Origin of the sequence: Agrococcus sp. Marseille-P2731, assembly GCF_900117395.1 — a bacterium.
GTDB lineage: Bacteria > Actinomycetota > Actinomycetes > Actinomycetales > Microbacteriaceae > Agrococcus.
On the sequence record NZ_FPEG01000001.1, the window covers coordinates 258,910 to 285,266 of the forward strand.

Consider the following 26,357-nt stretch of genomic DNA (forward strand, 5'->3'; position numbering starts at 1 on the left):
CCCGCTGCGGCGGGGCCCTCTTCGCGTGTGCCCGCTGGTCGAGGAGGCCGCGCGCGCAGCGCGCTGCCGTCCTTCCGCTGGTCGAGGAGGCCGCGCGCGCAGCGCGCTGCCGTCCTTCCGCTGGTCGAGGAGGCCGCGCGCGCAGCGCGCTGTCATCCTTCCGCTGGTCGAGGAGGCCGCGCGCGCAGCGCGCTGCCGTCACGAGACCAAGCAGCGCGGGCCCCTCCGAGGAGAGGCCCGCGCTGCTGTGCCCGGCTAGACGCCCGCTGGCGGCTGCACCGTCGGCTGCGACTCGGTGCGAGCCTTCTCCTCGACGTCGGTCGCGAGGGTGCCGAGGTAGAGCTGGATCACCTTCGGGTCGTTGAGCATCTCGCGGCCCGTGCCCGTGTACGCATCCGTGCCCTGATCGAGGACGTACGCCCGGTGCGAGATCTGCAGGCAGCGGCGCGCGTTCTGCTCGACCATCACGATGGTCACGCCGTGGCTGTTGATCTCGGCGACGCGCAGGAAGGTCTCGTCCTGCCGCACCGGGCTGAGGCCGGCGCTCGGCTCGTCGAGCAGCAGCACCGCGGGGTCCATCATGAGGGCGCGGCCCATCGCGACCATCTGGCGCTCACCGCCCGAGAGGCTGCCCGCGCGCTGCTTGCGCCGCTTCACGAGCTCGGGGAAGAGGCCGCCGACGAACTCGAAGCGCTCCCGGAACAGCTTGGGCTGCTGGAAGAGCCCCATCTCGAGGTTCTCCTCGATGGTGAGGGATGGGAAGACGTTGTTGTTCTGCGGCACCATGCCGACGCCCTTGCCGACCAGCCGGTCGGCCTTCAGCCCCGTGATCTCCTCGCCGTGCAGCAGCACGCTGCCCTCGCGGATGCCGACCTGGCCGAAGACCGCCTTCAGCAGCGTCGACTTGCCCGCGCCGTTCGGGCCGATGATGCCGATCAGGTCGCCCTGGTTGGCGACGATCGAGCAGCCGTTCAGGATGTTCACGCCAGGCAGGTAGCCCGCGACAAGGTCCTTCGTCTCGAGCACTGGGGTGGGGGTCATCGCTCATCCTCTCGGTCGGTCGAGCGCGCGGTGGGAGCAGCGTCGTCCTGAGCGTCGGCCCGTGCCTCGGCGGGGGCGGATGCATCGGGGTCGATCGGCACCTCTTCCTCCGCGTCCTCGTGGATCTGCGCCACCTGCTGGTTGGTCAGCGTGCCCAGGTCGGTGTCGTGGTGCGCACCGAGGTAGGCGTCGACGACCGCCTGGTTCTGCATGATCGTCTCGGGCGGGCCCTCTGCGACGACCTTGCCCTCCGCCATCACGATCACCCAGTCGGAGATGTGACGGACCATGTGCATGTCGTGCTCGACGAACAGCACGGTCATCCCGTCGTCCTTCAGGCCTCGCACGTGGTCGAGCAGCGACTGCGTGAGGGCCGGGTTGACACCGGCCATCGGCTCATCGAGCATCACGAGCGTCGGGTCGCTCATGAGCGCCCGCGCCATCTCGAGCAGCTTGCGCTGGCCGCCGGAGAGCGACGCGGCGTAGTCCTCGCGCTTCGCATCCAGCTTGAAGCGCGCGAGCAGCGCGTCGGCCTTCTCGATGTTCGCCTGCTCCTGCGCCTTCCACAGCGGCTTGATGAGTGCCGCGAAGATGCCCTCGCCGCGCTGGTCGCGCGCGCCGAGCAGCATGTTCTGCAGCACCGTCAGGCGACCGAGCGACTTCGTCAGCTGGAAGGTTCGCACCATGCCGCGGCGCGCCACCTTGTGGCTGGGCACGTGCGCGAGCGACTGTCCCTCGAACGACCAGGTGCCCTTGTTGGGCCGGTCGAAGCCGGTGAGCAGGTTGAAGAACGTGGTCTTCCCGGCGCCGTTCGGTCCGATGAGCGCGGTGATCCTGCCGCGCGGGATCTCGACGTGCGCGACGTCGACGGCGGTCAGGCCGCCGAACTGCCGGATCACGCCGTCTGCGACGACGATCGGATCGACCTTCGCGCATCCGGGGCCGACCTGGCCGTCGACGAGGGGATGGGTGGCGGGCGGTGTCGCCTGCGGGGTGGCCGTCTCAGACATTGAACGACAGCTCCTTCTTGTTGCCGAGGATGCCCTGTGGTCTGAAGATCACGAGCGCCATGAGGGCGAGTCCGACGATCACGAAGCGCAGCTGGCCGGCCTGCGAGCCGGAGATGTCGCCGAAGACGCCCATCGAGTGCAGGCCGTTGATGACGCCGCCGGTGAACGAGAGCAGCACCCAGAAGAGGATGGAGCCCAGCACCGGGCCGAAGACGGTCGCTGCACCGCCCAGCAGCAGCGCGGTCCAGATGTAGAACGTCATCGTGGTCGCGAAGTTGTCGGGCTGCACGGCTCGCGGCAGCACGTAGAGCACGCCGGCGAGCGCACCCATGGTGCCGCCGAGCACGAGCGCCTGCATCTTGTAGCTGTAGACGTTCTTGCCGAGCGAGCGCACGGCATCCTCGTCCTCGCGGATGCCCTTGATGACGCGGCCCCACGGGCTGCGCATGAGCAGCCAGACGAGGATGAGCGCGACGACGACGATCGACCAGGCGATGATGCGCACCCAGGTGTCGTAGGCGGTCGCCGTCCACGGGCCGAAGCCGTAGGTGGTGCCGGTGAGCGGGTTGAGGGCGGTGATGTCGCCCTTGTAGCTCTGGCCCGTCAGGCCCTGCGAGCCGCCGGTGATCTCCGTCAGGTCCTGCGTGCGGACGGTGAAGCGGATGATCTCGGCCGCCGCGATCGTCACGATGGCGAGGTAGTCGCCGCGCAGCCGCAGGGTCGGGATGCCGAGGATCAGTCCGAAGATCACCGCGGCGACGATCGCGACGAGGATCGCCGAGACGAACGACAGCCAGACGGGCCAGCCGAGCGTGGCGGTCGGGTCGACCATCATCGTGAAGATCGCGAAGGCGTAGGCGCCGACGGCCATGAACCCGGCCTGGCCGAAGTTCAGCAGGCCGGAGTAGCCGAAGTGGATGTTCAGCCCGATGGTCGCCAATGCGAAGGCGGCCGTGGTGGGGGAGAGGATCTCGCCCGCGGCGTTGTTCAGGATCGCGAGGAAGTCCATGTCAACCAATCCTTTCCCGGCGACCGAGGATGCCTTGCGGTCGGAAGAGCAGCACGAGGATGAGCAGCAGCAGCGCGACGGCGTAGCGCAGGTCAGGTGCGATGAAGAGCGTCGAGAACTCGGTCACGAGGCCCACGAAGACGGCGCCGACGAGCGCGCCGAATGCGCTGCCGAGCCCGCCGAGGGTGACGCTGGCGAACAGCAGCAGCAGGATGGTGAAGCCCATGTCCCACTTGATGTTGCCGCCGATGAAGTAGGTGTAAAGGATGCCGGCGCCGCCGGTCAGCAGGCCCGCGAGCACCCAGACGATGCGGATCACGCGGTCGACGTCGATGCCGGAGGCCGAGGCGAGGCTCGCGTTGTCGCTCACCGCGCGCGTGGCCTTGCCGATGCGCGTGCGGGTGAGGAACCAGCCGACGGCGAGCAGGACCACGGCCGCGATCGCCGTGCTCACGATGTTCGACGTCGTCATCGCGACCGGTCCCACCTGGACGACCGGGCCGCGGTCGACGGCCAGGCCCTCGGTGCCGCCTCCGATGAGGAATTGGAAGAAGTAGCGCAGCGCGATCGACAGGCCGATCGTCACGATCAGCACCTGCACGAGGCCGACTCGGCGCCGGCGCAGCGGCTTGAAGATCGCCCAGTCGTGGAACCAGCCGAAGACGGCGGAGGCGACGAGGGTGACGATCACCGCGATCCAGGCGGGCCAGGCCATCAGGGTCGTGGTGGCGTAGAAGATGACGCCGCCGAAGGTCAGCAGCTCGCCGTGCGCGAAGTTGTTCACGCCCGTGGTGCCGAAGATCAGCGTGATGCCGATGGCCGCGAGCGCGAGCAGGAGGCCGAAGCTGAGGCCGGAGATCAGTCGCGCGAGCACCTGAGCCCCGAAGTCGTTGCTCGAGGCGCCTGCGCCTGCGCCGGTGGGCTCGGACCCGGGCGGCGGGGTGGTGCCCTCGCCGCCGGTGTCGCCGCCCGCACCCTCGCTCGGGGCGGGAGCCGGGGAGCCGAAGGGGAACAGCACGCCCTGCGAGGTCGACGTCGCGATCGTGAGCTCTCGGCTCTCGAACGAGGGATCGCGGAGCGTGACGCCCTCGGGCAGCGTCGCGGTGTCGATCGACACCGTGTAGGTGCCCTGCTCGGGGACCCCGACCATCCAGCGTCCGTCTTCGCCGGTCGCGACCGTCTCGTCGACGCCGTTGCCCGAGACCGTGATCTCGACGCCCTCGATCGGCTCCTGGCCGTCCTTGACGATGCCGTTGAAGTTGAAGGGAGCCGGCTGCTCCGTCAGCGCGAGGTCTGCGGCGTTGGCCGCGACTGCTCCACCGCCGACCATGCCGAGGACAGCGAGAGCGACCGCGATCGCTCGCCGCAGCCCTCTCCGTCGAGGTCTGCTGGACGTCTTCACATGTCCTCCATGTCAGGGGGGCAGCACTGCCCTGGGAATGCCGCGTGCACCGTGCCCGTTACATCGGTGGTGCCACAGTAGCGGCCACGGCGGGCGGCTCAGGCCCGATCGGGCGACAACTGAGCCGAATTCACCGGGTTGGCGCGGGACCGTTACCGAATAGATACGATGGAGGCGATGGAAATGCGCAATCCGTTCGGACCTGTTGGACTCACCTACGACGACGTCATGCTGCTGCCGGGCCGCACGGACGTGATCCCGAGCGAGGCCGACACCGGCACGCGGCTCTCGCGCCGCATCCGCCTGTCCATCCCGCTCGTCTCGAGCGCCATGGACACCGTGACCGAGGATCGCATGGCGATCGCGATGGCGAGGCAGGGCGGCATCGGCATCGTGCACCGCAACCTCTCCATCGCCGACCAGGCCTCGATCGTCGATCGCGTCAAGCGCTCGGAGTCGGGCATGATCACCGACCCGGTGACGACGCACGCGGATGCGACGATCGAAGAGGTCGACCGCATCTGCGGCGAGTTCAAGGTCTCCGGCCTGCCGGTCGTCGACGAGGAGGGCGTGCTCGTCGGCATCGTCACCAACCGCGACATGCGGTTCGTGCCGCGCGAGGAGTTCGCGACGACGCTCGTGCGCGACGTGATGACGCCGTCGCCGCTGAAGACGGCGCGCGTCGGGATCTCGCGCGAGGAGGCCTTCAAGCTCTTCGAGCAGACGAAGCTCGAGAAGCTGCCGCTCATCGACGAGCAGGGGCGCCTCGGCGGCCTCATGACCGTGAAGGACTTCGACAAGGTCGAGCAGTACCCGAACGCGACGAAGGATGCGCACGGTCGCCTGCGCGTCGGCGCGGCGATCGGCTTCTTCGGCGACGCCTTCGAGCGCGCGGAGGCGCTCGCGGAGGCCGGTGTCGACGTCATCGTCGTCGACACCGCCAACGGCGAGAGCCAGGGCGTGCTCGACATGGTCGCGAAGCTCAAGGGCGACGCGCGCTTCGAGGAGATCGACATCATCGGCGGCAACGTCGCGACGTACGAGGGCGCGGCTGCGCTGATCGAGGCGGGTGTCGACGCGGTGAAGGTCGGCGTCGGGCCGGGTTCGATCTGCACCACGCGCGTCGTCTCCGGCGTGGGCGTGCCGCAGGTCACGGCCATCTACGACGCCGCGCGCGCCGCGCACGACGCGGGCACCGACATCCCGATCATCGCCGACGGCGGCCTGCAGTACTCGGGCGACATCGCGAAGGCGCTCGTCGCCGGTGGCTCGTCGGTGATGCTCGGATCGCTGCTCGCCGGCACGAACGAGAGCCCCGGCGACCTGGTGCTCGTCAACGGCAAGCAGTTCAAGACCTACCGCGGCATGGGCTCGCTCGGCGCGATGCAGACCCGCGGCAAGAAGACCTCCTACTCGCGCGACCGCTACTTCCAGGCGGATGTGCCGAGCGACGAGCAGCTGATCGCCGAGGGCATCGAGGGCCAGGTGCCCTATCGCGGCCCGCTCGGCACGGTCGCCTACCAGCTCGTCGGCGGCCTGCGCCAGTCGATGTTCTACACCGGCGCGCGCACGATCGAGGAGCTGCAGCAGAAGGGCCGCTTCGTGCAGATCACCGCAGCGGGCCTCAAGGAGTCGCACCCGCACGACATCCAGATGGTGGTCGAGGCGCCGAACTACCGCCGCTGAGCGCGCTGCTCGGGAGCGTCCCGGAGATCTTCTCTCCCTCCGCCCACCCAACGGGATAGTCCACGCGGAAGGCCGCTGAGCCGGAGATCTTCCGGGCGTGAACGCGAGCACGAGCGCCAGCAACTGTCGCGCTGAGCCGCCGCTCTGCGCACGCCCGCACCACGTCTCGTCGTCACCGCGCTGGCCTCTTGCACTCCGCTCAGACGCGATATAGCGTGTGTCGCACAAGACGCGATATATCGCGAGCGGTGGCGCCGGGTCGCCGCGACGATCCGAGGAGCGACCATGGAGCAGCAGTGGGGAAGCGGCGAGGCTGAGGGCGTCGACGCATCGGAGAGCGCGAAGCCGCGCAGCGCCTCTGGGGCGGCGGCATCGGGCGCCGACAGCATCACCGAGCGCTGGACGATCGGCGAGGGCGAGAGCCGCGTGATCGACATCGACGCGGTGCGGGCGCTGCGCGTCGGCATCGTCGGCGGCAGCGTCGACATCATCGGCCACGACGAGCCGACCGCGCGCGTCGAGGTGCACCGCGTCGAAGGGCGCGACCTCACGGTGACGCTCGAGCAGGGGCGCCTCTCGATCTCGCACCCGAAGGTCAGCTGGGACGACGTGTGGGAATCGGTGAAGGCCCTGGTGGGCGTCCGCGCCCGGGTCGAGCTGAGCATCGTCGTGCCCAGGCAGGTGGCGCTCTCGCTGGGCCAGGTGGGCGCATCCGCCCTCGTCACCGGGCTGCGCGATCGCGCGAGCCTGGGCACCGTCTCGGGTGCGATCCAGGTCGAGTCGCACACGGGCGACCTCGACCTGAACACCGTCTCGGGCGACATCGAGGTCTCGGGCGGCGCCGGCCGGCTCTCGGTGCACGGCGTCTCGGCGAGCGTCACCGCCTCCGGGGCACTGGAGGCGATCGGCATCGACACCGTCAGCGGCGACGTGCTGCTCGACGTGCACGGCTCGCCCCGCAGCATCTCGGCCAACTCGGTCTCGGGCGACGTCACCGTGCGCATCGACGCCGGCCAGGGCGTGCGCGCGACCACGCGCACGGTCTCCGGGCGCGGGGCCATCGCAGGCGTCGCGATGCCCAAGCGCGGCGGGCGCGAGGTCGTCGACGGTGCGAACGCCTTCGACTTCAGTGCCAGCACGGTCTCTGGCGACATCACGGTCGTGCGGAGGGGCGAGTGACACCCGTCTTCGGTCACGGCGCGCTGCGCCTCTACCTGCTGAGCCTGCTCGCCGAGGCCCCGCGGCACGGCTACGAGCTCATGCAGGCGCTCGAGCACCGCTTCGGCGGCACCTACTCGCCGAGCGCGGGCACCATCTACCCGCGGCTGTCGAAGCTCGAGGAGGAGGGCCTCCTCACCAAGGCGGTCGACGGGCGCAAGACCACGTACGCGATCACCGAGGCGGGCCGCGCCGAGCTGCGCGCCCGCGAGGGCGAGCTGCACTCGCTCGAGGCCGAGATCACGGATTCGGTGCGGCGCCTGGCCTCGGATGTCCGGGCGGGCGTGAAGTCGGCCATGCAGGCCCTGCGCGCAGACCTGGCGGCGGCGGAGCGCGATGCTCGATCGAGCGCGCGACCCGCGACGCCGAGCGCGTCGCGTCCCCCGGCGCCCGAGACCACTGCGGCTGCGGAGTGGGCGGAGCAGGCGGAGCAGGCGGAGTGGGCGGAGCCGGCGACGCGACCGGAGGAGCTGGAGTGGGCGGCGGGACCCGAGTGGCCGGCGGCGCCTGGGGCGCCATCGGCACCGGATGCGTCATCTGCGCAGAGTGCGTCACCGGCTCCGAAGGCGGCGGCGCGGATGGCGGTGCACGACATCGACCTGGCGCTCAGCGACTTCCGGCAGCAGGTGCGCGAGGCGGTGCGTCGGGAGCGTGCCGAGCACATGACCCCGGCGAAGGCGGCGACGGTGCGGCAGGAGCTCGAGGCGGCCCTGCTGCGCATCAAGAGCCTGTTCTGAGCCTGTCGACGAGCCTGTCGACGCCGCTCGCGTGTGGACAGTCTGAGCGGCGGCCGGGCGAGGCGGCGATAGGCTGACACCGTGACGGAGATCGAGATCGGCCGCAGCAAGCGCGCCCGCACGGGCTATGGCTTCGACGACATCAGCATCGTCCCCTCGCGCCGCACGCGCGACAGCGACCTGGTGTCCCTGCAGTGGCAGATCGATGCGTTCAAGTTCGAGATCCCCGTGATGGGCGCACCGACCGACTCGGTCATGAGCCCCTCGACCGCGATCGCGCTCGGCAAGGCCGGGGGCCTGGGTGTCCTCAACCTCGAGGGCGTCTGGACGCGCTACGACGACCCCGAGCCGCTGCTCGCCGAGATCGCGGCGCTCCCCGCTGTCGAGGCGACCGGCCGCATGCGCGAGATCTACGCCGAGCCGATCAAGCCTGAGCTCATCCGCGACCGCCTCGCGCAGGTGCGCGACGCGGGCGTGGTCGTCTCCGGGAGCCTCAGCCCGCAAGCCGTGCAGCAGCACTACGAGACCGTGCTCGCCGCTGGCGTCGACCTCATGGTGATCCGCGGCGCGACGGTCAGCGCCGAGCACGTCTCGGCCGAGGCGGGCACCCCCCTCAACCTCAAGCAGTTCATCTACGAGCTCGACGTGCCGGTCGTCGTCGGCGGCGTCGTGACCTACACGGCGGCACTCCACCTCATGCGCACCGGTGCGGCGGGCGTGCTCGTAGGGTTCGGCGGCGGAGCAGCCTCGACCAGCGAGCGCGTGCTCGGGGTCGCAGCTCCGATGGCGACCGCGGTCAGCGACGTCGCCGCCGCGCGCCGCGACTACCTCGACGAGTCCGGCGGCCGCTACGTCCACGTCATCGCCGACGGTTCGCTCGGCACCTCCGGTCAGGTCGTGAAGTCGCTCGCGTGCGGCGCCGACGGCGTGATGCTCGGCACCGCCCTCGCGCGAGCGACGGACGCGCCTGGCCGCGGTTGGCACTGGGGCCCCGAGGCGCACAACCAGAAGCTGCCGCGCGGCAACCGCGTGCAGGTCGACCAGGTCGGCCCGCTCGATGTGGTGCTGAACGGTCCGTCGCCCGTCGCTGACGGCACGGCGAACATCATGGGCGCGCTGCGCAAGGCCATGTCGACGACCGGCTACAAGGATCTCAAGGAGTTCCAGCGGATCGACGTGGTCGTCGAGGCGAACCCCCCGCGCTAGACCGCCCACGCCGGGCGGCGCATTGAAGGAGGATCCATGGCTGAGACCACCAACAACGTGAGCCGGTCGAGGAAGCTCGGCCCTGAGGAGCGCGCGGCAGCGATCGCCAGCATGCGCGACCGCGAGGTCGACGTGCTCGTGATCGGCGGCGGCATCGTCGGTGCCGGCGCAGCGCTCGACGCGGTCACGCGCGGCCTGCGCGTCGGACTCATCGAGGCGCGCGACTTCGCCTCCGGCACCTCGAGCCGCTCGTCGAAGCTCATCCATGGCGGCATCCGCTACCTCGAGCAGCTGAACTTCGGCCTCGTGCGCGAGGCGCTGCTCGAGCGTGGCCTGCTGCTGCAGCGGCTCGCTCCGCATCTGGTGAAGCCCGTCAAGTTCCTCTACCCGCTCACCACGCCGGTCGTCGAGCGCGCCTACATCGGCGCAGGCATGGCGATGTACGACGCCTTCAGCTACACGGGCTTCATGCGGCCGGGAGTGCCGATGCATCGGCACCTGTCCAAGAAGCAGATGCTGAAGCAGATCCCCTCGCTCGACCCCAACGCGCTCGTCGGCGGGCTCACCTACTACGACGGGCAGGTCGACGACGCGCGCTACGTCGCTGAGCTCGCGCGCACGGCCTCGTTCTACGGTGCGCACGTCGCGAGCCGCGTGCGCGCCGAGGGCTTCCTCAAGGTCGGCGAGCGCGTGGTCGGCGTGCAGGCGCACGACTACGAGACCGGCGAGCAGTTCGAGATCCGAGCGAAGCAGGTCGTGAACGCGACCGGTGTCTGGACGGGCGAGACGCAGGCGATGGTCGGGGAGCGCGGCGAGTTCAAGGTGCGCGCGTCCAAGGGCGTGCACCTCGTGGTGCCGCGCGACCGGTTCCACTCGGAGATGGGCCTGTTGCTGCGCACGGAGAAGAGCGTGCTCTTCGTCATCCCGTGGGGCCGCCACTGGATCCTCGGCACGACCGACACCGACTGGAACCTCGACCTGGCCCACCCCGCGGCGACCGCGGCAGACATCGACTACATCCTCGACCACGTCAACAGCGTGCTGGCCACGAAGCTGACGCGCGCCGACGTCGAAGGCGTCTACGCGGGCCTGCGTCCCCTGCTGGCCGCGGGCGACGGCTCGTCGACCGCGAACCTCTCGCGCGAGCACCACGTCTCGCACACCGTGCCGGGCCTCGTGCTCGTCGCGGGTGGCAAGTGGACGACGTACCGCGTCATGGCCAAGGACGCCATCGACGAGGCCGTCAGCGCCATGGACGGCAAGGTGCCGCAGTCGTGCACGGAGCAGATCCCGCTGCTCGGCGCGACCGGCTACCGCGCGGCGTGGAACAAGCGATCGAAGATCGCCCGCGCCTTCGGCCTGCACAAGCACCGCGTCGAGCACCTGCTGAACCGCTACGGCGTGCTGACCGACGAGCTGCTCGACATGATCCGCAACGATGAGACGCTCGCCGAGCCGCTGCCGGGCGCCGACGACTACATCGGCGCCGAGGTGCGCTACGCCTGCACCCACGAGGGCGCGCTCCACCTCGACGACGTGCTGGCTCGCCGCACGCGCATCTCGATCGAGGCTTGGGATCGCGGCGTGGCGGCTGCCCCCGTGGCCGCGCGCATCATGGCGGATGCGCTGGGCTGGGACGACGCGCGGGTCGAGAAGGAGATCAACACCTACAACAAGCGCGTCGCCGCCGAGCTGCAGAGCCAGGAGCTGCCCGACGACGAATCGGCGGACCGCGCGCGACTCGAGGCGCCCGAGATCGTGTCGCTGAACGCGCTGCCGACGGCAGACACGGTCGGCACGCGCCCCGAGCCGGCTGCCTGAGGCGACGGTAGGCTGGGGGTGCCCATGAGCACCCCCACGCCAACCTTCAAGCAGGTCGCGAGACGACCGCGCTGGATCGGCGTGCTCGCGCTCTGCCTGCTCGTCGCCGCCGTCTTCGCCCTGCTCGGCCAGTGGCAGATCGACCGCGCGGTCGAGCAGGGGCAGGCAGACGAGCGCGACACCGAGACCGCCGTGCCGCTCCGGTCGGTGGCGACGCCGGGCGAGCCGATGCTGTCGGATGCGGGAGGCCGCATGGTGACCGTGTCCGGTGACGACGTGGCGGCCGACTACCGCACGCTCGCCGGTCGCAACCAGGACGGCCGGCTCGGCTGGTGGGTCATCGGGCGCGTGCTCGTCGCGGAGCCGGACGGGCGCGACGCATCCCTCGCCGTCGCGCTGTCGTGGAGCGCGACCCAGGAGCGCGCCGACGCAGCGGTCGAGGCGCTGCGCGCCGACGCGGCCACCGTGGGTCAGGCCGAGCTCGGCGGGCGCTACATGCCGACGGAGGCGCCGACGCAGGGCGACGTGCGCGAGCGCGAGCGCGAAGCGATGTCGGTGGCTGCCCTCATCAACGAGTGGCAGGACTGGAACGGGCTCGTCTACAGCGGCTACCTCGTCTTCGACCCGACCGTCGTCGCCGAGGGTGGCGCGACGGTGCCGGGCGACGAGCCGATCGTGCACGAGCGCCCGGTGACCGACACCCAGCTCAACTGGCTCAACGTCTTCTACGCCGTCGAGTGGGTCGCCTTCATGGTGTTCGCGTTCTACCTCTGGTATCGCTTGGTGAAGGACGCGCTCGAGCGCGAGGTCGAGGCGATCGAGGACGCCGAGGCGGCAGCGGTCTGAGGCGCGTCGAGCCGCGCCGATAGACTGGTGCCCGTGCCCCGCCCCATCGAGCAGCTGCCGCAGATCCGAACCGCCACCTCCTTCTACCGCGTGATGTCGTGGATCACGGGCATCTTCCTGCTGCTGCTCGTCGCCGAGATGGTGCTGAAGTACTCGCCCACCCACGTCGAGGTCTTCGCCTTCGGCGCGAGCGGCCCGCTCGCGCTCGAAGCGGTCGTGCCCGCGGCCGGCTGCCAGTGGTACTCCATGTTCGTGCCCGGCGGCATGGGCTGCGAGATCGTCTCGCTCGGCGAGGGCTTCAACGTCTCGCTGACGATCCTGATCGTGCACGGCTGGATCTACGTCGTCTACCTGTTCGCGAGCTTCCGTCTCTGGAGCCTGCTCCGCTGGCCCTTCAAGCGGCTGGTCGCGATGGCGCTCGGCGGCGTCGTGCCCTTCCTCTCCTTCTTCGTCGAGCGCCCGATGCACCGCGCCGCGGTCGCCGACGTCGCCCGACTCGAGGCCGAGCGGGCCGAGCGCTCCTCGGCGACTCGAGCCGACGCATCCACCACCGCCACCACGCCTCAGGAGGCCTGATGTCCGACACCGCTCAGCGGCCAGTGCTCGTGGTCGACTTCGGTGCGCAGTACGCGCAGCTGATCGCTCGCCGCGTGCGCGAGGCCGACGTCTACAGCGAGATCGTGCCCTCCACGATCTCGGCCGACGAGGTGCGCGCGAAGGATCCCGCCGCGATCGTGCTCTCGGGCGGCCCCTCGAGCGTCTACGCGGAGGGCGCGCCGCGGCTCGACGAGGGCATCCTCGAGCTCGGCATCCCGACCTTCGGCATCTGCTACGGCTTCCAGGTGATGGCCGCGCAGCTCGGCGGCACCGTCGCGCAGACCGGCAACCGCGAGTACGGCTCGACGGCGGTGACGGTGGGCGCGTCCGGCACGCTGCTCGACGGTCAGCCGAGCGCGCAGACGGTCTGGATGAGCCACGGCGACTCGGTCGCGGAGGCACCGGCGGGGTTCACGGTGCTCGCGGGCACCGCTGACACGCCCGTCGCCGCGTTCGAGGATCGCGAGCGGAAGATGGCGGGCGTGCAGTGGCACCCGGAGGTCAGGCACTCCGAGCACGGCCAGCGCGTGCTCGAGTCGTTCCTGCACGAGATCGCCGGCCTCCCGGGCGACTGGGACTCCGGCTCCATCATCGAGGAGCAGGTCGCGCGCATCCGCGAGCAGGTCGGCACCGATCGCGTCATCTGCGGCCTCTCGGGCGGCGTCGACTCGGCGGTCGCGGCGGCGCTGGTGCACGAGGCGATCGGCGACCAGCTCGTCTGCATCTTCGTCGACCACGGGCTGCTGCGGCAGGACGAGCGCGAGCAGGTCGAGCAGGACTACGTCGCCTCGACCGGCGTGCGGCTCGTGACGGTGGATGCGCGGCAGCGATTCATGGAGGCGCTCGCCGGGGTCACGGACCCGGAGGAGAAGCGCAAGATCATCGGGCGCGAGTTCATCCGCGCCTTCGAGCAGGCAGAGCGCGAGCTCGCGCTCGAGGCCGCCGAGGAGGGCGAGCCCATCCGCTGGCTCGTGCAGGGCACGCTCTACCCCGACGTCGTCGAGTCGGGTGGGGGCTCGGGCACCGCCAACATCAAGAGCCACCACAACGTGGGCGGGCTGCCGGACGACCTGCAGTTCCAGCTCATCGAGCCGCTGCGGGCGCTGTTCAAGGATGAGGTGCGCGCGATCGGCCGCGAGCTCGGGCTGCCTGACGTGATCGTCTCGCGCCAGCCGTTCCCGGGACCCGGGCTCGGCATCCGCATCATCGGCGAGGTGACGGAGGAGCGGCTCGACATCCTGCGCCGCGCCGACGCGATCGCGCGCGCCGAGCTCACTGCGGCCGGCCTCGACGGCGAGATCTGGCAGTGCCCGGTCGTGCTGCTGGCCGACGTGCGCTCGGTCGGCGTGCAGGGCGATGGTCGCACCTACGGCCACCCGATCGTGCTGCGCCCGGTCTCCTCGGAGGACGCGATGACGGCGGACTGGACGCGCCTGCCGTACGACGTGCTCGCCCGCATCTCGAACCGCATCACGAACGAGGTGGCTGAGGTCAACCGCGTCGTGCTCGACGTCACGTCGAAGCCGCCGGGCACCATCGAGTGGGAGTGAGCGCAGCGCACTGAGCGCGTCGCAGCCTCGGCCGCCGCGAACGACATCGTGGCTCAGCCGATCGGGTGGATGATGGGCGCATGGCACCGCAGGTCTCCCGCGAGCGAGCGGCGCGCACCGCAGCACTCTGGACGCTGGTCGGCGGCTTCGCCGCGGCGGCGCTCCTGGCGCTCGTGCCCGCGGGGTGGCTGCAGGAGCGGCTGCGCTTCGGCTGCGTGCTGGAGGCGGGTGTCTGGGCCTGCGACGGCGGAGCCGCGCTCGTGGCGGCCGGCGTCAGCAGCGCGGTGCTCGGCGGGCTCGCGCTCGGTGCCGTCGCGCTCATCGTGCGCGCGACCTGGGATCGCGCGAGGCTCCGCGCCGAGCGCTTCGGCTTCATCGCCTTGATCGCGGTGCTGCCCTCGCTCATCCTCTTCGCATGGCTGCTCGGCGACGCCATCCTGAGCGACGCCGTCGGTGTCGCGCACGACGACAGTCGCGTGTCGATGTGGGTCGAGCGGGCCATGGTCGCTGCGCTCATGACGGCGACCGCCGGCATGCTGGCGGGCTCGGCGCTGCGGATGCGCGCCGGCGGCCGCCCACGCAGGGCCGCGTTCGTCACGTTCGCCGCGGCGCTCGCGCTGCTCGTGGTCTCAGCCGCGGCATCCTCGTTCGGCACGCTGCCGACCGGCATCGCCGCTGCCGCCGCCATCCTTGCCGGCTGGCGCATCGCCGCAGGTGCGTGGCCCGCCAGATCGCGCTGACCGGGCGCGCCGGCTCGGTGCCATCGATGGAGTCCGAAGTCGCGATGTGAGAGATTGCTGCCGCGATGTCGATCCGGCCGGTCCCCGTTCGACGTCCTGAGTGAGAGGGTCGAGCAGCGACCCCGCAGGCAAGGAGGACGATCATGCAGTACATGCTCATCATGCGCTCGAACGACGAGGCTGTCGCGGCCTACCAGGAGCTCCCCTTCGAGCAGGTCATCGAAGCCATGGGGAAGTACAACGAGTCGATGATGGAGGCCGGCGTGCTCATCGCGGGCGAGGGCCTCAGCGACGCGAGCGAGGGCTTCGTCGTCGACTTCAGCACCGACCAGCCGCTCGTCACCGACGGCCCCTACGGCGAGACGAAGGAGCTGTTCAACGGCTTCTGGATCCTCGAGGTCGCCTCGAAGGAGGAGGCGGCGGAGTGGGCGAAGCGCTGCCCGCTGGGCCCGGGCTCCAAGCTCGAGGTGCGTCGGGTGACAGGCCCGGAGGACTTCCCGGCCGACAACGAGTGGGTGCAGAAGGAAGAGGGCTGGCGCGAGGAGCAGGCCGCCAAGACGGCCGCGGAGAGCCCCGGCGGTACCGCGGGCTGAGGCGCGGCGCCGCGGGTGCGCCGACTCCGAGGAGGTTCGGCGCGCCCGCGGGCGCGAGCAGACCGCGGCGCTGCAGCCGGCGGGCGAGGGCGGCGCTCCGTCAGACCGAGACGGTCGACTCGTCAGTGGTGCCGACCGCTGCCCCCTCGTCGGCGTCGACGCTCGCGCGATGCAGGGTCTCCGGCAGGCAGGCGATGCCCACGACGCCGATGACGCTCAGCGCCACGAGGTAGCCGGCGACGAGCCACGGCGTGCCGGCCGTCGCCGCGACGAGCGCGGTCGCGACCAGCGGCGCCGTGCCGCCGACGAGCGCCGCGGGGATCTCGCGCGAGATCGCGATGCCGCTCCAGCGCATGCGGGTAGGGAAGAGCTCGGCCAGCAGCGCGGCGCTCACGCCGATCGTGGCCCCCTGGATCACGGCGAGACCGAGGATCAGGCCGATGGCGACCAGGATCGTCTGCTCGGTGGTGAACAGCATGAACATCGGGAACGCGAAGGCGACCCCGAACAGCGCCGCACCCATCAGCACGGGCTTGCGGCCGATGCGGTCGGCCAGTCGCCCGAAGCCGAGGGTTGCGGGGATCGTCAGCAGCTCGGCGACGATGAGCGCGACGAGCGCATGCGTCGGGTCGACGCTGAGGGTGCCGGTCGTGTACGAGACCGAGAAGGTCTGGACGACGTAGACCCACGGGAGCGCGAACACGAACAGCGCCATGCCAGCCAGCAGCACTCGCCAGTGCGAGCGCACGGCTTGCGCGAGCGGCGCGCGCTGCACCTCGCCCTGGCGCTCGGCGCTCTCGAACGCCGCGGTCTCCTTGACCCGCAGGCGGAAGAAGAGGGCGAAGGCGACGATGACGATGCTCGCGATGAACGGGACGCGCCAGCCCCAAGCCTGGAACTGCTCGACGGGCATGAGGCTGATGAGCGCGAACGCCGTGGTCGCGAGCGCCATGCCGACGTAGACGGATGCGCCGGGGAAGCCTGCGACGAACGCGCGGTTGCGAGCCGGCGCGGACTCGCTCGCCATGGTCATCGCGCCGGCGAACTCGGCACCAGCGCCGGCGCCCTGGAAGATGCGCAGGACGATGAGCAGGATCGGCGCCCAGATGCCGATCGACTCGGCGGTGGGCAGCAGTCCGATGACGGTCGTCGCGATGCCCATCATGAGGAGCGTCGCCAGCAGCGTCGCCTTGCGGCCGACGCGGTCTCCGTAGTGGGCGAAGATCAGACCGCCGATCGGGCGGGCGCCGAAGCCGACAGCGAAGCCCGCGAAGGCGCCCATCAGGCCGGCGAACTCGCCGGCACCGGGGAAGAAGAGCGGGGCGAAGACGAGCGCCGAGGCGAGGCCGTAGAGCGTGAAGTCGTACCACTCGATGATCGTGCCGACCGAGCTGCCGATGACCGCTCGCCGTCGTTGCGTGCGGGAATCGAGCCCCGAGCGGTCGATGTCGTCGGCGATGGCGATGTTCATGGCACTCCTTCGTGCGGTGCGTTCGGTGCGTGCGGTGCGTGCGGTGCTGGGCCGGCCTTGCAGGCTCCCGAGCGAGGCAGCCAGGCCCGTGGGCAAGCGTCGCAGGGTGGGCGTGGTGAGGCGATGGGCGTCTGCGCCATCGCGATGCCATCTCAGTGGGGTGGCACCACACTGCCTCGGCGCGCGAGCCGGACGCGCGACGAGCGGCCGCGACGCGCCGCGTAGGGTCGATCGGGCAGGAGCGGGAGGGGTGCAGAGGTGGCGCGCGACGACAGCAGTCAGACCGACTCCGCCCGGCGCGCCGTCGTCGCGGTCTGGCGCATCGAATCCGCTCGCATCGTCGCGACGCTCACCCGCTTCACCCGCGACTTCGCGCTGGCCGAGGACGTGGCGCAGGACGCGCTCGCCGACGCGCTCGCCCAGTGGCCCGCGCAGGGCGTGCCGCGCAACGGCGCCGCCTGGCTCACCGCTGTCGCGAAGCGCAAGGCGATCGACGGCTGGCGGCGCCAGGAGCGGTTCGCCGAGCGGCTCGAGGCGATGGGGCAGGACCTCGAGCGCGAGCAGGCGACTGCAGGGGATGCGGTGCCCTGGGATCCGGACGAGGTCGACGACGACGTGCTGCGGCTCGTCTTCACCGCATGCCATCCCGTGCTCAGCCCGCAGGCTCGCGTGGCACTGACGCTGCGAGTGGTGGGCGGCCTCGAGTCCGCCGAGATCGCGCGGCTCTTCTTCGTGCCGGTCGCGACGATCCAGCAGCGCATCGTGCGCGCGAAGCAGGCGCTCGCCGACGCGCGGGTGCCCTTCGAGACGCCGCCGCGAGCCGAGCGCGAGCAGCGCATCGGTGCTGTGCTCGCGGTGCTCTACCTGATCTTCACCGAGGGGCACGCAGCGACTGCCGGCGACGACTGGATGCGGCCAGAGCTCTCGCGCGAGGCGATCCGGCTCGCGCGCATCCTCGCGGCGCTGCAGCCGGACGAGCCAGAGGTGCACGGCCTGCTGGCGCTGCTCGAGCTCACCGCGGCGCGCTTCCCCGCCCGCGTCGATGAGCGCGGCGAGCCGGTGCTGCTCGCCGACCAGGATCGCCGCCGCTGGGATCGCGGCGCCATCCGGCGGGGGAGAGCGGCGCTCCGGCGGGCCGAGGGCTTCGGTCGCGGCCTCGGCCCCTACGCGCTGCAGGCGGTGATCGCCGAGACGCACGCCGACGCACCCGACCTCGCATCGACGGACTGGGAGCGCATCATCGCCGCCTACGACGGGCTCGCGCAGATCGCGCCATCGCCGATCGTGGCCCTCAACCGTGCCGTCGCGGTGTCGATGGCGGCGGGCGAGGGGCGCGGCCCGGCTGCGGCGCTCGCGATCGTGGATGCGCTGGCGGGCGAGAGGTCGTTGGCGGTCGGCCACCTGCTGCCCTCGGTGCGCGGTGAGCTGCTCGCCCGCCTCGGGCGCGACGCGGAGGCCAGCGCGGCCTTCGCGCTCGCGGCAGCGCGCACCGGGAACGCCCGAGAGCGCGCTGTGCTGCTGGCTCGTGCCGCGGCCGGACGCTGAGCGACGCGCGGTCGAGCTCACGCGTCGCCGGTTCGCGCTGACACCCTCGCATATGGGGGTGATCGCACGGGCTACTACCCTGGAGGAGTGACGACCGCGACCCAGCACGCCCTGACCGAGGACCGCATCCGGCTGCTGCGCGACGACTTCCCGATCCTCGCCGAGCAGCCCGGGGGCGTGCCGCTCGTCTACCTCGACTCGGGCGCGACGAGCCAGCAGCCGCGGCAGGTGCTCGAGGCCGAGTGGGCGTTCCGCACGCAGCGCAACGCCGCCGTGCACCGCGGCGCGCACACCCTCGCGGCGCTCGCGACCGACGACTACGAGAGCGCGCGCGAGCGCATCGCCCGCTTCGTCGGCGCCCGCCCGACCGAGATCTCCTGGGCGATGAACGCGACGGACGCGCTCAACACCGTGGCGCTGTCGCTCGCGGCGGCGAACCGCGCCGGCGCCGTCGACCCGGCGCTCCGCATCCTCGCGGGTGACGAGATCGTCGTCACGGAGGCCGAGCACCACGCCAACCTGCTGCCGTGGCAGCGGCTGGCCGACGAGACCGGCGCGCGCCTGCGCTGGGTCGAGGTCGACGACGACGGCGTGTGGTCGACGGATGCGCTGCGCGCGCTCATCACGGAGCGCACGCGCGTCGTCGCGCTCGCACACGTCTCGAACGTGACGGGGCTCATCGCCGATGTCCCTGCGGTGGTGGAGGCGGCGCACGCGGTGGGCGCGCTCGTCGTGCTCGACGCCTGCCAGTCGGTGCCGCACCGCCCGGTCGACCTGCGTGCGCTCGGGGTGGACGCGGCTGCCTTCTCGAGCCACAAGATGCTCGGGCCCGGCGGCATCGGCGTGCTCTACCTCGCGGAGGCGCTCGGGGCAGCGCTGCCGCCCGCGCGCGTCGGCGGATCGATGATCACGACGGTCACGATGACCGAGCACGAGTGGCTGCCCGCACCGCAGAAGTTCGAGGCGGGCACGCAGCCCGTGGGGGCCATCGTCGGCCTCGCCGCCGCGGTCGACTACCTCGAGGGCGTGGGCATGGCCGCGATCGAGCAGCACGAGCTCGTGCTCGGGCAGCGGCTCGCGGCCGGCGCCGCCTCGATCGATGGCGTGCGCCTGGTCGGCCCGCCGCCCGGGCAGGAGCGCGCCGGCATCGCCAGCGTCATCGTCGACGGGGTGCACGCGCACGACGTCGGCCAGGTGCTCGACGCGCAGGGCATCGCCGCGCGCGTCGGCCACCACTGCGCGCAGCCGCTGCACCGCCGCCTGGGTGTGGCCGCGACGACCCGCGCATCCGCCTACCTGTACACGACCGACGACGAGGTCGACCGCTTCCTCGACGCGCTCGCCGGCGTGCGCGCCTACTTCGGGGCCGCGTGATGGCAGACCCGCTCGCCGGCCTCTACCAGGAGCTGATCCTCGAGCACGCGAAGCGGCGCGCTGGGGAGGGCGAGCTCGAGCCGTTCGACGCCGAGCGGTTCCTGCGCAATCCCACCTGCGGCGACGAGATCCGGTTGCGCGTGCGCCTCGGCGGCGAGGGTGAGGGACCGGTCGTGGATGCGCTCGGCTGGATCGGGCAGGGATGCTCGATCTCGCAGGCGTCCGCGTCGGTGCTCGCTGAGGAGGCGCCGGGGCTGACCGTCCAGGCGGTCCGCGAGCGCATCGAGGCGCTGCGCGAGCTGCTGCGCGCGCGCGGTGCGATCGAGCCCGATGAGCAGCTGCTGGGCGACGCCGTCGCCTTCGCCGGCGTCGCGAGGTTCCCCATGCGGGTGAAGTGCGCGATGCTCGCGTGGGTCGCCCTCGAGGAGGCGCTCGTCGAGGCGCTCGCCGAGCCCGAGCGCTGACCCCCGCGCACGAGCCGACCGGTGCTGCTGCGTGTGAGCGGTGCCGGCATGCCAGCACCACTCGGGCGCACCAGCACCGCTCGCTGACTGCACCGACGCATCCGGCATGCCCGCTGTGATGGGATGGGTTCCGTCACCCAGGAGGTCAGATATGTCGAGCACCAGCCCGAGCAGCGAGCCCACCACAGCGCCGATCGGCGAGCGCATCGGTCGCGTCGCCGGCACGTGGTTCCCGCTCGTCGTGCTCGTCGCCGGCGCGATCGCGATCGCCGTGCCGCAGGTGTTCCTGCCGCTCGGGCCGTGGATCAACGTGCTGCTCGGCGTCATCATGCTCGGCATGGGGCTCACGCTGCAGCCCGTGGACTTCGCGGTGATCGCGAAGAAGCCGAAGGCGTTCGTCATCGGTGTCGTGGCGCAGTACGTCGTCATGCCGCTCGCCGCCATCGGTCTGGCCACCCTGTTCCAGCTGCCGCCCGCCCTGCTCGTCGGCGTCGTGCTCGTCGGCTCCGCGCCGGGTGGCACCTCGTCGAACGTGATGGTCTACCTCGCGAAGGGCGACACCGCGCTCTCGGTGGCCATGACCACCGCCTCGACGCTGCTCGCGCCGGTGCTGACGCCGCTGCTGGTGCTGTGGCTCGCCGGCTCCTACCTGCCGGTCGATGCCTGGGCCCTCTTCCAGTCGATCATCCTCATCGTCCTGCTGCCGGTGATCGCAGGCGTCGTGCTGCGCCTGCTGCTCCCGAAGGTCGTGGCGGCCGTCCTGCCGTGGCTGCCGCTGGTGTCGGTCACGGGCATCACGCTCGTCGTGCTCGCGGTGGTCGCGGGCTCGGCGGCGACGATCCTGTCGGTGGGCCTGCTCGTCGCCCTCGTCGTGATCCTGCACAACGGCGTCGGCTACGGTCTCGGCTTCCTCGCCGCGAAGTCGGTCGGGCTCGACACCTCGGCGCAGCGCGCTGTGGCGATCGAGGTCGGCATGCAGAACTCGGGCCTTGCCGCCGGTCTCGCTCGCACGCACTTCTCACCGGAGGCGGCGCTGCCCGCTGCGATCTTCTCCGTCTGGCACAACGTCTCGGGTGCCCTGCTGGCCTCGTTCTGGTCGCGGCGCCCGCCGAAGGACGCCGTGGCGGACGACGCGCCGGAGGCCGTCGTCAGCTGATCCTCACCGCGCCGGTCGCGCCCCGTCACCCCGTGCTGCTGCAGCGCGTGGGCGGCGGGGCGTATCGTCTGCTGCAACCGAAGTGGGGAGGCGGCGATGGCGCTGCGCTGGTACTCGAACGTGATCGAGACGACGGATGTGTCGAGGCTCGCCCGCTGGTGGGCCGCCGCGCTCGACTGGGAGGTCATGTACGAGGCGGCCGACGAGGTCGTCATCGTGCCGAAGTGGGCACGCGAGCTGAGCGCGAAGCTCGAGTTCCACCAGGTGCCGCCGGGCCTCGTGTTCGTGCGCGTCGACCACCAGAAGCAGACCAAGAACCGCATCCACATGGATCTCGCCCCGCACACGAGCGATGACCGCGATGCGGAGATCGCGCGCCTCGAGTCGCTCGGTGCGACGCGCATCGACGTCGGCCAGGGGCCCGACGTGAGCTGGACGGTGCTCGCCGACATCGACGGCAACGAGTTCTGCGTGCTCTCGTCGCGCGAGGTGTAGCGCTGCGACGACGAAGGGCCCCGGCGCGATGCCGGGGCCCTCTGTCGTGAGGATTCGAGCTAGTTGTTGCCTCGTACGATCGCGATGATGCGCAGGATCTCGACGTAGAGCCAGATGATCGTCAGCACCAGGCCGAAGGCAGCGGACCAGCCGTACTTCTTGTGCACGCCGCGCTTGACGCCCATCTCGATGCCCTCGAAGTCCATGACCAACGAGTAGGCACCCAGCAGCACCGCGAGACCACCGAGGAGCACGCCCCACGGGATGCCGAACAGCGGGCTGGGGGCCGAGCGCATGCCGAAGGCGAGGTCGCCGGTCGCGCCGAAGAGCATCATGCCGAAGTTCACGAGCGAGAAGACGCCGTAGCCGATGATCGCGATGAAGAAGATCTTGTTGAGCTTCGGCGACGTCCGGAAGATGCGGAACGCGTAGCCGGCGAGCGTGACACCGATCACGCAGGCGGTGGCGAGCAGCGCCTGGAAGATGATGCCGTCGAGCTGCATGCCGAACTCGAGCATGCCCGAGAATCCGCCGAGGAACAGGCCCTGCGCCGCGGCATAGCCGAGGATGAGCGCGGGGCTCGGCTCCTTCTTGAAGATGTTGACGAGCGCGAGCACGAAGCCGACGAGCGCGCCACCGTAGGTGAGCACGAAGAAGGGCGTCGTAGTGCCCTGCAGCATCACCATGCCGAGCGTGATGAGGAAGCCGACCGCAGTCACGCCGAGCGTGAGCGCCGTCTTCATGATGACGCCGTCGTAGGTCAGGCGCTCGGTCTCGACCGGGCCCGCCGCCGGAGCGTTGAACTGCTGGTTCAGCTGCTCGGGGGTGGGCACGCCGGGCTGCTGCTGACCGTACGGCGCCTGGCCGTAGGACTGCTGGCCGCTGGGCTGCTGCCCGAACTGCTGCTGGCCGTAGGGCGCCTGTCCATACGGAGCCTGGCCGTAGGGAGCCTGCTGGCCACCGGGGGTGGCCTGTGCAGCGCGCTGAGAATTCTCGCTGAACGCGGGGGAATTGCGGAACGCCGGGTTGCCTGCCAAGGGGTTTCCTCCAAGATGGTGTGGCCGTCGTGATGACGGACACGGTCAGCGTATCGAGCGACCGTCGGTTTTTGCTGTGGATCACGGGCCGTTCGCCCACCGCGCACCGCCGCTAGCCTGGCCCCGTGCATCCGACGCGCGTCATCGCCCACCGCGGCGCCTCCGGCTGGGCGCCCGAGCACACCGAGACGGCGGTGCGCCTCGCAGCGCAGCTGGGCGCTGATGCTGTGGAGCCCGATCTCGTCGCCACGCGTGACGGCGTGCTCGTCGTGCGCCACGACAACGAGCTCGGCGAGACGACCGACGTCGCGAGTCGGCCGGAGTTTGCCGATCGGCGTCGCACCGAGGTGATCGACGGCACCCGGCTCACCGGCTGGTTCGTCGAGGACTTCGCGTGGTCGGAGGTGGCGACGCTCCGCGCTCGCGAGCGACTGCCGGCGCTGCGACCGGCGAGCGCGCGACGCGACGGCGCTGAGGGCATCCTGCGCTTCACCGAGCTGCTCGCGATCGCCGAGCAGACCGGGCTCGATGTCGTCGCCGAGCTCAAGCACGCCAGCCATCACGCAGCGATCGGCCTGCCGCTCGCGGCGATGGTGGCGGATGCGGTGGCCGGCACCCGGTGGGCGACGCCCGGCGCGCTGACGGTCGAGTCGTTCGAGGAGGCGGCGCTGCACGAGGTGCGCGCAGCCGGGGTCGAGGCCCGGCTGGTCTACCTCATGGAGGAGGACGGCACCGCCGCCGACCTGGTCGACGGGCCCTCCGCATCCACCACCTATGCCGAGCAGCGCAGCGACGCGGGCCTCGCTGCGCTCGGTGCCCGGGTGGACGCCATCAGCGTCGCGAAGTCGGTGCTCTTCGACCGCAGCGGCGGCGAGCTGCGCACGAGCGACGTGGTCGAGCGTGCGCGCGCGGCTGGCCTCGGCACGATCACCTGGACGCTGCGGCCCGAGAACGCCTTCCTCGAGCCCGAGCATCGGCTGGGCGAGCATCCGGCCGCGTGGGGGAACTGGCAGCAGGAGTGGGGGATGCTCGCCGAGCTCGGCCTGGAGGCGGTCTTCGCCGACCACCCCGACCTGTGGCGGCGGATCCAGCGCTGAGGTCCTGCGATGGGCGGCACCCGCTGCCACGGCGGGGGACACTGCACGACGACTTGCCATCTCGCGTTCACCTGGCGTTCGCCGGGGAGCACCTGCACGTCGTCCGGCACGCGTTGGCTGAGCGGGTCCCACCCATCGAAGGAACCCCATGCGCCGTCGCACCCCAGCCATGCTCGCCGCCGCGATCCCCGCGGCGCTCGCAGCATCCCTCCTCATCGCCCCCGCCGCATCCGCGGCCGACACCGACATCGTCATCAACGAGGTGCAGTCCAACAGCGCTGAGGGCGCCCCCGACTTCTTCGAGCTGACGAACATCGGCTCCGCGCCCGTCGACATGTCGGGCTGGATCGCGCGCGACAGCAAGGATGCGCCCGACGCCGAGTTCGTCGAGCTCCCGGCCGGCACCGTGATCGAGCCCGGCGAGATCGTCGCCTTCGAGCCCGACACGCTCGCAGGCATGGGCCTCGGCAAGCAGGACGCGGTGCGCATCTTCACCGCGAGCGGCACGCTCGTCGCCGAGCACACCTGGAGCGAGCATGTGATCAGCGAGGGGCGCGTGCCCGATGGCACCGGCGCCTTCGGCCCGACCGAGCCGACGCCCGGCGCCGCGAACGTCGCGCGCTTCGCCGCGTCGCCGATCGTGATCAACGAGGTCGAGTCGAACGGCGACGCGCGCGGCGACTGGGTCGAGCTCGCGAACACCGACACCGTGAACACGGTCGATCTCTCTGGCTGGACGCTCGTCGACGGCGACCCGGAGCACGAGCCGATCGTGCTGCCGGAGGGCGCGACGATCGAGTCGGGCGGCTACCGCGCGATCATCACCGACGGCACCGCCTACACCACCGACTTCGGCCTCGGCGGCGGCGACTCCGTGACCCTGCGCGACGCTGCTGGCGCGGTCGTCGACCAGTTCAGCTGGGAGTCGCACGCGGACGTCACCTACGCGCGCTGCGCCGACATGACCGGCGGCTTCGTGCAGGCGGCGACGTCGACCTTCGAGCTCGTCAACGACTGCTCGACGGTCGACGAGCCGGTCGTCGAGGCCGAGCCGTGGCCGTTCGCCCAGACGGTGACGGATGCGGTGGCCGCCGGCACGTGGGGTGACGACATGTCGGGCCTCGACTACGCGGCCGACGGCACGCTGTTCGCCGTGAACAACGACAACGCCGAGATCTTCGAGCTGACCGAGGGCGCTGACGGCGTCTTCTCGATCGCGCAGTCCTGGATCCCGACCTACGCGGATGGGTCGGGGCAGCCCGACGCCGAGGGCATCTCGGTCGCCGGCGACGGCGCGATCTTCCTGGCGACGGAGCGCGACAACGCGGCCAAGAGCGTCAGCCGCCCGTCGATCCTGCGCGTCGAGCTCGGCGCCGACGGCACCTCGACCACGACGCACGAGTGGAACCTCACCTCGGTGCTGGGCGAGCTGGGCGCGAACCTCGGGCCCGAGGCGATCGAGTGGATCTCGGACGCCGACGCGACCCGACTGGGCGTGCTCGACGCATCCGGCGCTGCGTATGACCCTGACGCCTACGGCGAGCACTCCGGCGGCGTCTTCGCCTTCGCGGTCGAGCAGACCGGCATGGTCTACGTCGCGGTGCTCGAGGCATCGGGCGAGATCACGCTGCTGCAGGAGGCCGACCCGGGCGCGGCGCTCGAGGTCGTCATGGGCCTCGACTGGGCCGCGGGCGGCAATGCCCTGTGGGCGCTGTGCGACGAGGCGTGCGACAACCGCCACGCGGAGCTCGCCTTCGTCGATGGTCAGCTGACGGCGCAGCGCGCCGTGCACGCGGCGCCGACCATGGAGGCCGGCTACACCAACGAGGGCCTCGCGATCGACTGGTGCGAGACCGACCCGGCCGCGGTGCCGACGGTCGCGTGGATCTCGGACACAGCGCATGAGGGTGTCTCGCTGCGGATCGCGGCGGGCGACGAGTGCGCGGCGGTGGCACCGGTCGACCCGACCGAGCCCGGCGAGCCGACGGTGCCGGCTGAGCCGGCCGAGCCGACGGCGCCCGGCGAGCCGACCGACCCCGGCGCGGGCCAGGGCGACGACGGTCAGGGCGACGACGGTCAGGGCGCAGGCTCGTCGGGCGGCCAGGTCGGCGGCGACGGCACGCTGCCGCAGACCGGCGCCGACGCGCCCGTCATGCTGATGGCCGGCGCGCTGCTCCTGCTGCTCGCGGGTGCGGGCCTCGTGCTCGGTCGACGCCGCAGCGCCTGAGGCGCTCGCGTCACCCGCTGGTTGAGGAGCGCGCG

22 protein-coding genes and 1 pseudogene are annotated in these 26,357 nt (G+C 71.3%); 17 read left to right on the plus strand and 6 right to left on the minus strand.

Translation table 11 applies throughout. From position 1 onward, the window contains the following. Positions 1–255: 255 nt before the first annotated feature. The 4 genes from BQ6202_RS01395 to BQ6202_RS01410 are packed head-to-tail and all read right to left on the minus strand — an operon-like array spanning position 256 to position 4,390. Entirely contained in the window at positions 256–1,041 is a 786-nt protein-coding gene (locus BQ6202_RS01395; RefSeq protein WP_072312741.1) for an ABC transporter ATP-binding protein, read from the minus strand. Next, entirely contained in the window at positions 1,038–2,051 is a 1,014-nt protein-coding gene (locus BQ6202_RS01400) for an ABC transporter ATP-binding protein (protein WP_072312740.1), read from the minus strand. The genes BQ6202_RS01395 and BQ6202_RS01400 overlap by 4 nt, the downstream gene beginning before the upstream one ends. Then, positions 2,044–3,060, minus strand: coding sequence for a branched-chain amino acid ABC transporter permease (locus BQ6202_RS01405; RefSeq protein ID WP_072312739.1), 1,017 nt, complete (start codon positions 3,058–3,060; stop codon positions 2,044–2,046). The genes BQ6202_RS01400 and BQ6202_RS01405 overlap by 8 nt, the downstream gene beginning before the upstream one ends. Before the next feature lies 1 nt (position 3,061). Further along, positions 3,062–4,390 (minus strand): branched-chain amino acid ABC transporter permease, encoded by a 1,329-nt coding sequence (locus BQ6202_RS01410; RefSeq protein WP_072312738.1) that lies wholly within the window; start codon positions 4,388–4,390, stop codon positions 3,062–3,064. Positions 4,391–4,639: 249 nt separating this feature from the next. Here BQ6202_RS01410 and guaB point away from each other — a divergent pair, with 249 nt between their 5' ends. The 10 genes and pseudogenes from guaB (at position 4,640) to BQ6202_RS01460 (ending at position 15,456) form a co-directional block, all read left to right on the plus strand. Further along, positions 4,640–6,148, plus strand: coding sequence for an IMP dehydrogenase (guaB, locus tag BQ6202_RS01415; protein ID WP_072312737.1), 1,509 nt, complete (start codon positions 4,640–4,642; stop codon positions 6,146–6,148). A gap of 285 nt (positions 6,149–6,433) precedes the next feature. Beyond that, positions 6,434–7,327: a DUF4097 family beta strand repeat-containing protein gene (locus BQ6202_RS01420; protein WP_083586785.1), complete on the plus strand. Its 894-nt coding sequence runs from the start codon at positions 6,434–6,436 to the stop codon at positions 7,325–7,327. Then, a pseudogene (locus tag BQ6202_RS15090) lies at positions 7,324–7,708 on the plus strand (PadR family transcriptional regulator); the annotation flags it as partial. The gene BQ6202_RS01420 and the pseudogene BQ6202_RS15090, both read left to right, overlap by 4 nt. Positions 7,709–8,184: 476 nt before the next feature. Next, on the plus strand, positions 8,185–9,309 hold the full coding sequence (locus BQ6202_RS01430) for a GuaB3 family IMP dehydrogenase-related protein (RefSeq protein WP_072312736.1): 1,125 nt from the start codon (positions 8,185–8,187) through the stop codon (positions 9,307–9,309). Between the two features lie 36 nt (positions 9,310–9,345). Further along, positions 9,346–11,130, plus strand: a complete 1,785-nt coding sequence (locus BQ6202_RS01435) for a glycerol-3-phosphate dehydrogenase/oxidase (RefSeq protein ID WP_072312735.1) — start codon at positions 9,346–9,348, stop codon at positions 11,128–11,130. A 24-nt stretch (positions 11,131–11,154) separates the two neighbouring features. Beyond that, positions 11,155–11,976 (plus strand): SURF1 family cytochrome oxidase biogenesis protein, encoded by an 822-nt coding sequence (locus BQ6202_RS01440; protein WP_072312734.1) that lies wholly within the window; start codon positions 11,155–11,157, stop codon positions 11,974–11,976. A gap of 33 nt (positions 11,977–12,009) precedes the next feature. Then, positions 12,010–12,552, plus strand: coding sequence for a DUF3817 domain-containing protein (locus BQ6202_RS01445; RefSeq protein ID WP_072312733.1), 543 nt, complete (start codon positions 12,010–12,012; stop codon positions 12,550–12,552). Continuing rightward, positions 12,552–14,123, plus strand: a complete 1,572-nt coding sequence (guaA, locus tag BQ6202_RS01450; RefSeq protein WP_072312732.1) for a glutamine-hydrolyzing GMP synthase — start codon at positions 12,552–12,554, stop codon at positions 14,121–14,123. The genes BQ6202_RS01445 and guaA overlap by 1 nt, the downstream gene beginning before the upstream one ends. 80 nt (positions 14,124–14,203) lie before the next feature. Continuing rightward, entirely contained in the window at positions 14,204–14,863 is a 660-nt protein-coding gene (locus BQ6202_RS01455) for a hypothetical protein (protein ID WP_072312731.1), read from the plus strand. 143 nt (positions 14,864–15,006) lie between these two features. Next, positions 15,007–15,456 (plus strand): YciI family protein, encoded by a 450-nt coding sequence (locus tag BQ6202_RS01460; protein ID WP_072312730.1) that lies wholly within the window; start codon positions 15,007–15,009, stop codon positions 15,454–15,456. 100 nt (positions 15,457–15,556) lie between these two features. Here the strand turns inward: BQ6202_RS01460 and BQ6202_RS01465 are convergent, their stop codons facing one another. Beyond that, positions 15,557–16,927, minus strand: a complete 1,371-nt coding sequence (locus BQ6202_RS01465; RefSeq protein ID WP_072312729.1) for an MFS transporter — start codon at positions 16,925–16,927, stop codon at positions 15,557–15,559. Between the two features lie 258 nt (positions 16,928–17,185). Between BQ6202_RS01465 and BQ6202_RS01470 the strand changes: the two genes are divergently transcribed. The 5 genes from BQ6202_RS01470 (at position 17,186) to BQ6202_RS01490 (ending at position 21,961) form a co-directional block, all read left to right on the plus strand. Further along, positions 17,186–18,472 carry an RNA polymerase sigma factor gene (locus tag BQ6202_RS01470; RefSeq protein WP_072312728.1) on the plus strand — a complete coding sequence of 429 codons (1,287 nt, stop codon included), beginning with the start codon at positions 17,186–17,188 and terminating at the stop codon, positions 18,470–18,472. An 87-nt stretch (positions 18,473–18,559) separates the two neighbouring features. Further along, positions 18,560–19,846 carry an aminotransferase class V-fold PLP-dependent enzyme gene (locus BQ6202_RS01475; RefSeq protein WP_072312727.1) on the plus strand — a complete coding sequence of 429 codons (1,287 nt, stop codon included), beginning with the start codon at positions 18,560–18,562 and terminating at the stop codon, positions 19,844–19,846. Further along, a complete protein-coding gene (sufU, locus tag BQ6202_RS01480) occupies positions 19,846–20,310 on the plus strand; it encodes a Fe-S cluster assembly sulfur transfer protein SufU (RefSeq protein ID WP_072312726.1) in 465 nt (154 codons plus the stop codon). The genes BQ6202_RS01475 and sufU overlap by 1 nt, the downstream gene beginning before the upstream one ends. Before the next feature lie 151 nt (positions 20,311–20,461). Continuing rightward, positions 20,462–21,466 (plus strand): bile acid:sodium symporter family protein, encoded by a 1,005-nt coding sequence (locus BQ6202_RS01485; RefSeq protein ID WP_072312725.1) that lies wholly within the window; start codon positions 20,462–20,464, stop codon positions 21,464–21,466. 96 nt (positions 21,467–21,562) lie between these two features. After that, positions 21,563–21,961, plus strand: coding sequence for a VOC family protein (locus BQ6202_RS01490; RefSeq protein WP_072312724.1), 399 nt, complete (start codon positions 21,563–21,565; stop codon positions 21,959–21,961). 59 nt (positions 21,962–22,020) lie between these two features. Here BQ6202_RS01490 and BQ6202_RS01495 read toward each other — a convergent pair whose 3' ends face one another. Beyond that, a complete protein-coding gene (locus BQ6202_RS01495; protein WP_072312723.1) occupies positions 22,021–22,998 on the minus strand; it encodes a Bax inhibitor-1/YccA family protein in 978 nt (325 codons plus the stop codon). A 125-nt stretch (positions 22,999–23,123) separates the two neighbouring features. Here BQ6202_RS01495 and BQ6202_RS01500 point away from each other — a divergent pair, with 125 nt between their 5' ends. Together BQ6202_RS01500 and BQ6202_RS01505 are read left to right on the plus strand one after the other, a co-directional pair. After that, a complete protein-coding gene (locus BQ6202_RS01500; RefSeq protein ID WP_072312722.1) occupies positions 23,124–24,095 on the plus strand; it encodes a glycerophosphodiester phosphodiesterase family protein in 972 nt (323 codons plus the stop codon). A 148-nt stretch (positions 24,096–24,243) separates the two neighbouring features. Then, positions 24,244–26,322: a lamin tail domain-containing protein gene (locus BQ6202_RS01505; protein WP_083586783.1), complete on the plus strand. Its 2,079-nt coding sequence runs from the start codon at positions 24,244–24,246 to the stop codon at positions 26,320–26,322. The last annotated feature ends 35 nt before the right edge of the window (positions 26,323–26,357 follow it).

Bases quoted from the DNA above. Each gene is read 5' to 3' on its own strand.
- BQ6202_RS01505 (WP_083586783.1), top strand. From the start codon at position 24,244: ATGCGCCGTCGCACCCCAGCCATGCTCGCCGCCGCGATCCCCGCGGCG.
- BQ6202_RS01420 (WP_083586785.1), top strand. From the start codon at position 6,434: ATGGAGCAGCAGTGGGGAAGCGGCGAGGCTGAGGGCGTCGACGCATCG.
- BQ6202_RS01455 (WP_072312731.1), top strand. From the start codon at position 14,204: ATGGCACCGCAGGTCTCCCGCGAGCGAGCGGCGCGCACCGCAGCACTC.
- BQ6202_RS01465 (WP_072312729.1), bottom strand. From the start codon at position 16,927: ATGAACATCGCCATCGCCGACGACATCGACCGCTCGGGGCTCGATTCC.
- BQ6202_RS01460 (WP_072312730.1), top strand. From the start codon at position 15,007: ATGCAGTACATGCTCATCATGCGCTCGAACGACGAGGCTGTCGCGGCC.
- BQ6202_RS01490 (WP_072312724.1), top strand. From the start codon at position 21,563: ATGGCGCTGCGCTGGTACTCGAACGTGATCGAGACGACGGATGTGTCG.
- guaB (WP_072312737.1), top strand. From the start codon at position 4,640: ATGGAAATGCGCAATCCGTTCGGACCTGTTGGACTCACCTACGACGAC.
- BQ6202_RS01395 (WP_072312741.1), bottom strand. From the start codon at position 1,041: ATGACCCCCACCCCAGTGCTCGAGACGAAGGACCTTGTCGCGGGCTAC.
- BQ6202_RS01400 (WP_072312740.1), bottom strand. From the start codon at position 2,051: ATGTCTGAGACGGCCACCCCGCAGGCGACACCGCCCGCCACCCATCCC.
- BQ6202_RS01485 (WP_072312725.1), top strand. From the start codon at position 20,462: ATGTCGAGCACCAGCCCGAGCAGCGAGCCCACCACAGCGCCGATCGGC.
- sufU (WP_072312726.1), top strand. From the start codon at position 19,846: ATGGCAGACCCGCTCGCCGGCCTCTACCAGGAGCTGATCCTCGAGCAC.
- BQ6202_RS01410 (WP_072312738.1), bottom strand. From the start codon at position 4,390: ATGGTCGGCGGTGGAGCAGTCGCGGCCAACGCCGCAGACCTCGCGCTG.
- guaA (WP_072312732.1), top strand. From the start codon at position 12,552: ATGTCCGACACCGCTCAGCGGCCAGTGCTCGTGGTCGACTTCGGTGCG.
- BQ6202_RS01440 (WP_072312734.1), top strand. From the start codon at position 11,155: ATGAGCACCCCCACGCCAACCTTCAAGCAGGTCGCGAGACGACCGCGC.
- BQ6202_RS01405 (WP_072312739.1), bottom strand. From the start codon at position 3,060: ATGGACTTCCTCGCGATCCTGAACAACGCCGCGGGCGAGATCCTCTCC.
- BQ6202_RS01435 (WP_072312735.1), top strand. From the start codon at position 9,346: ATGGCTGAGACCACCAACAACGTGAGCCGGTCGAGGAAGCTCGGCCCT.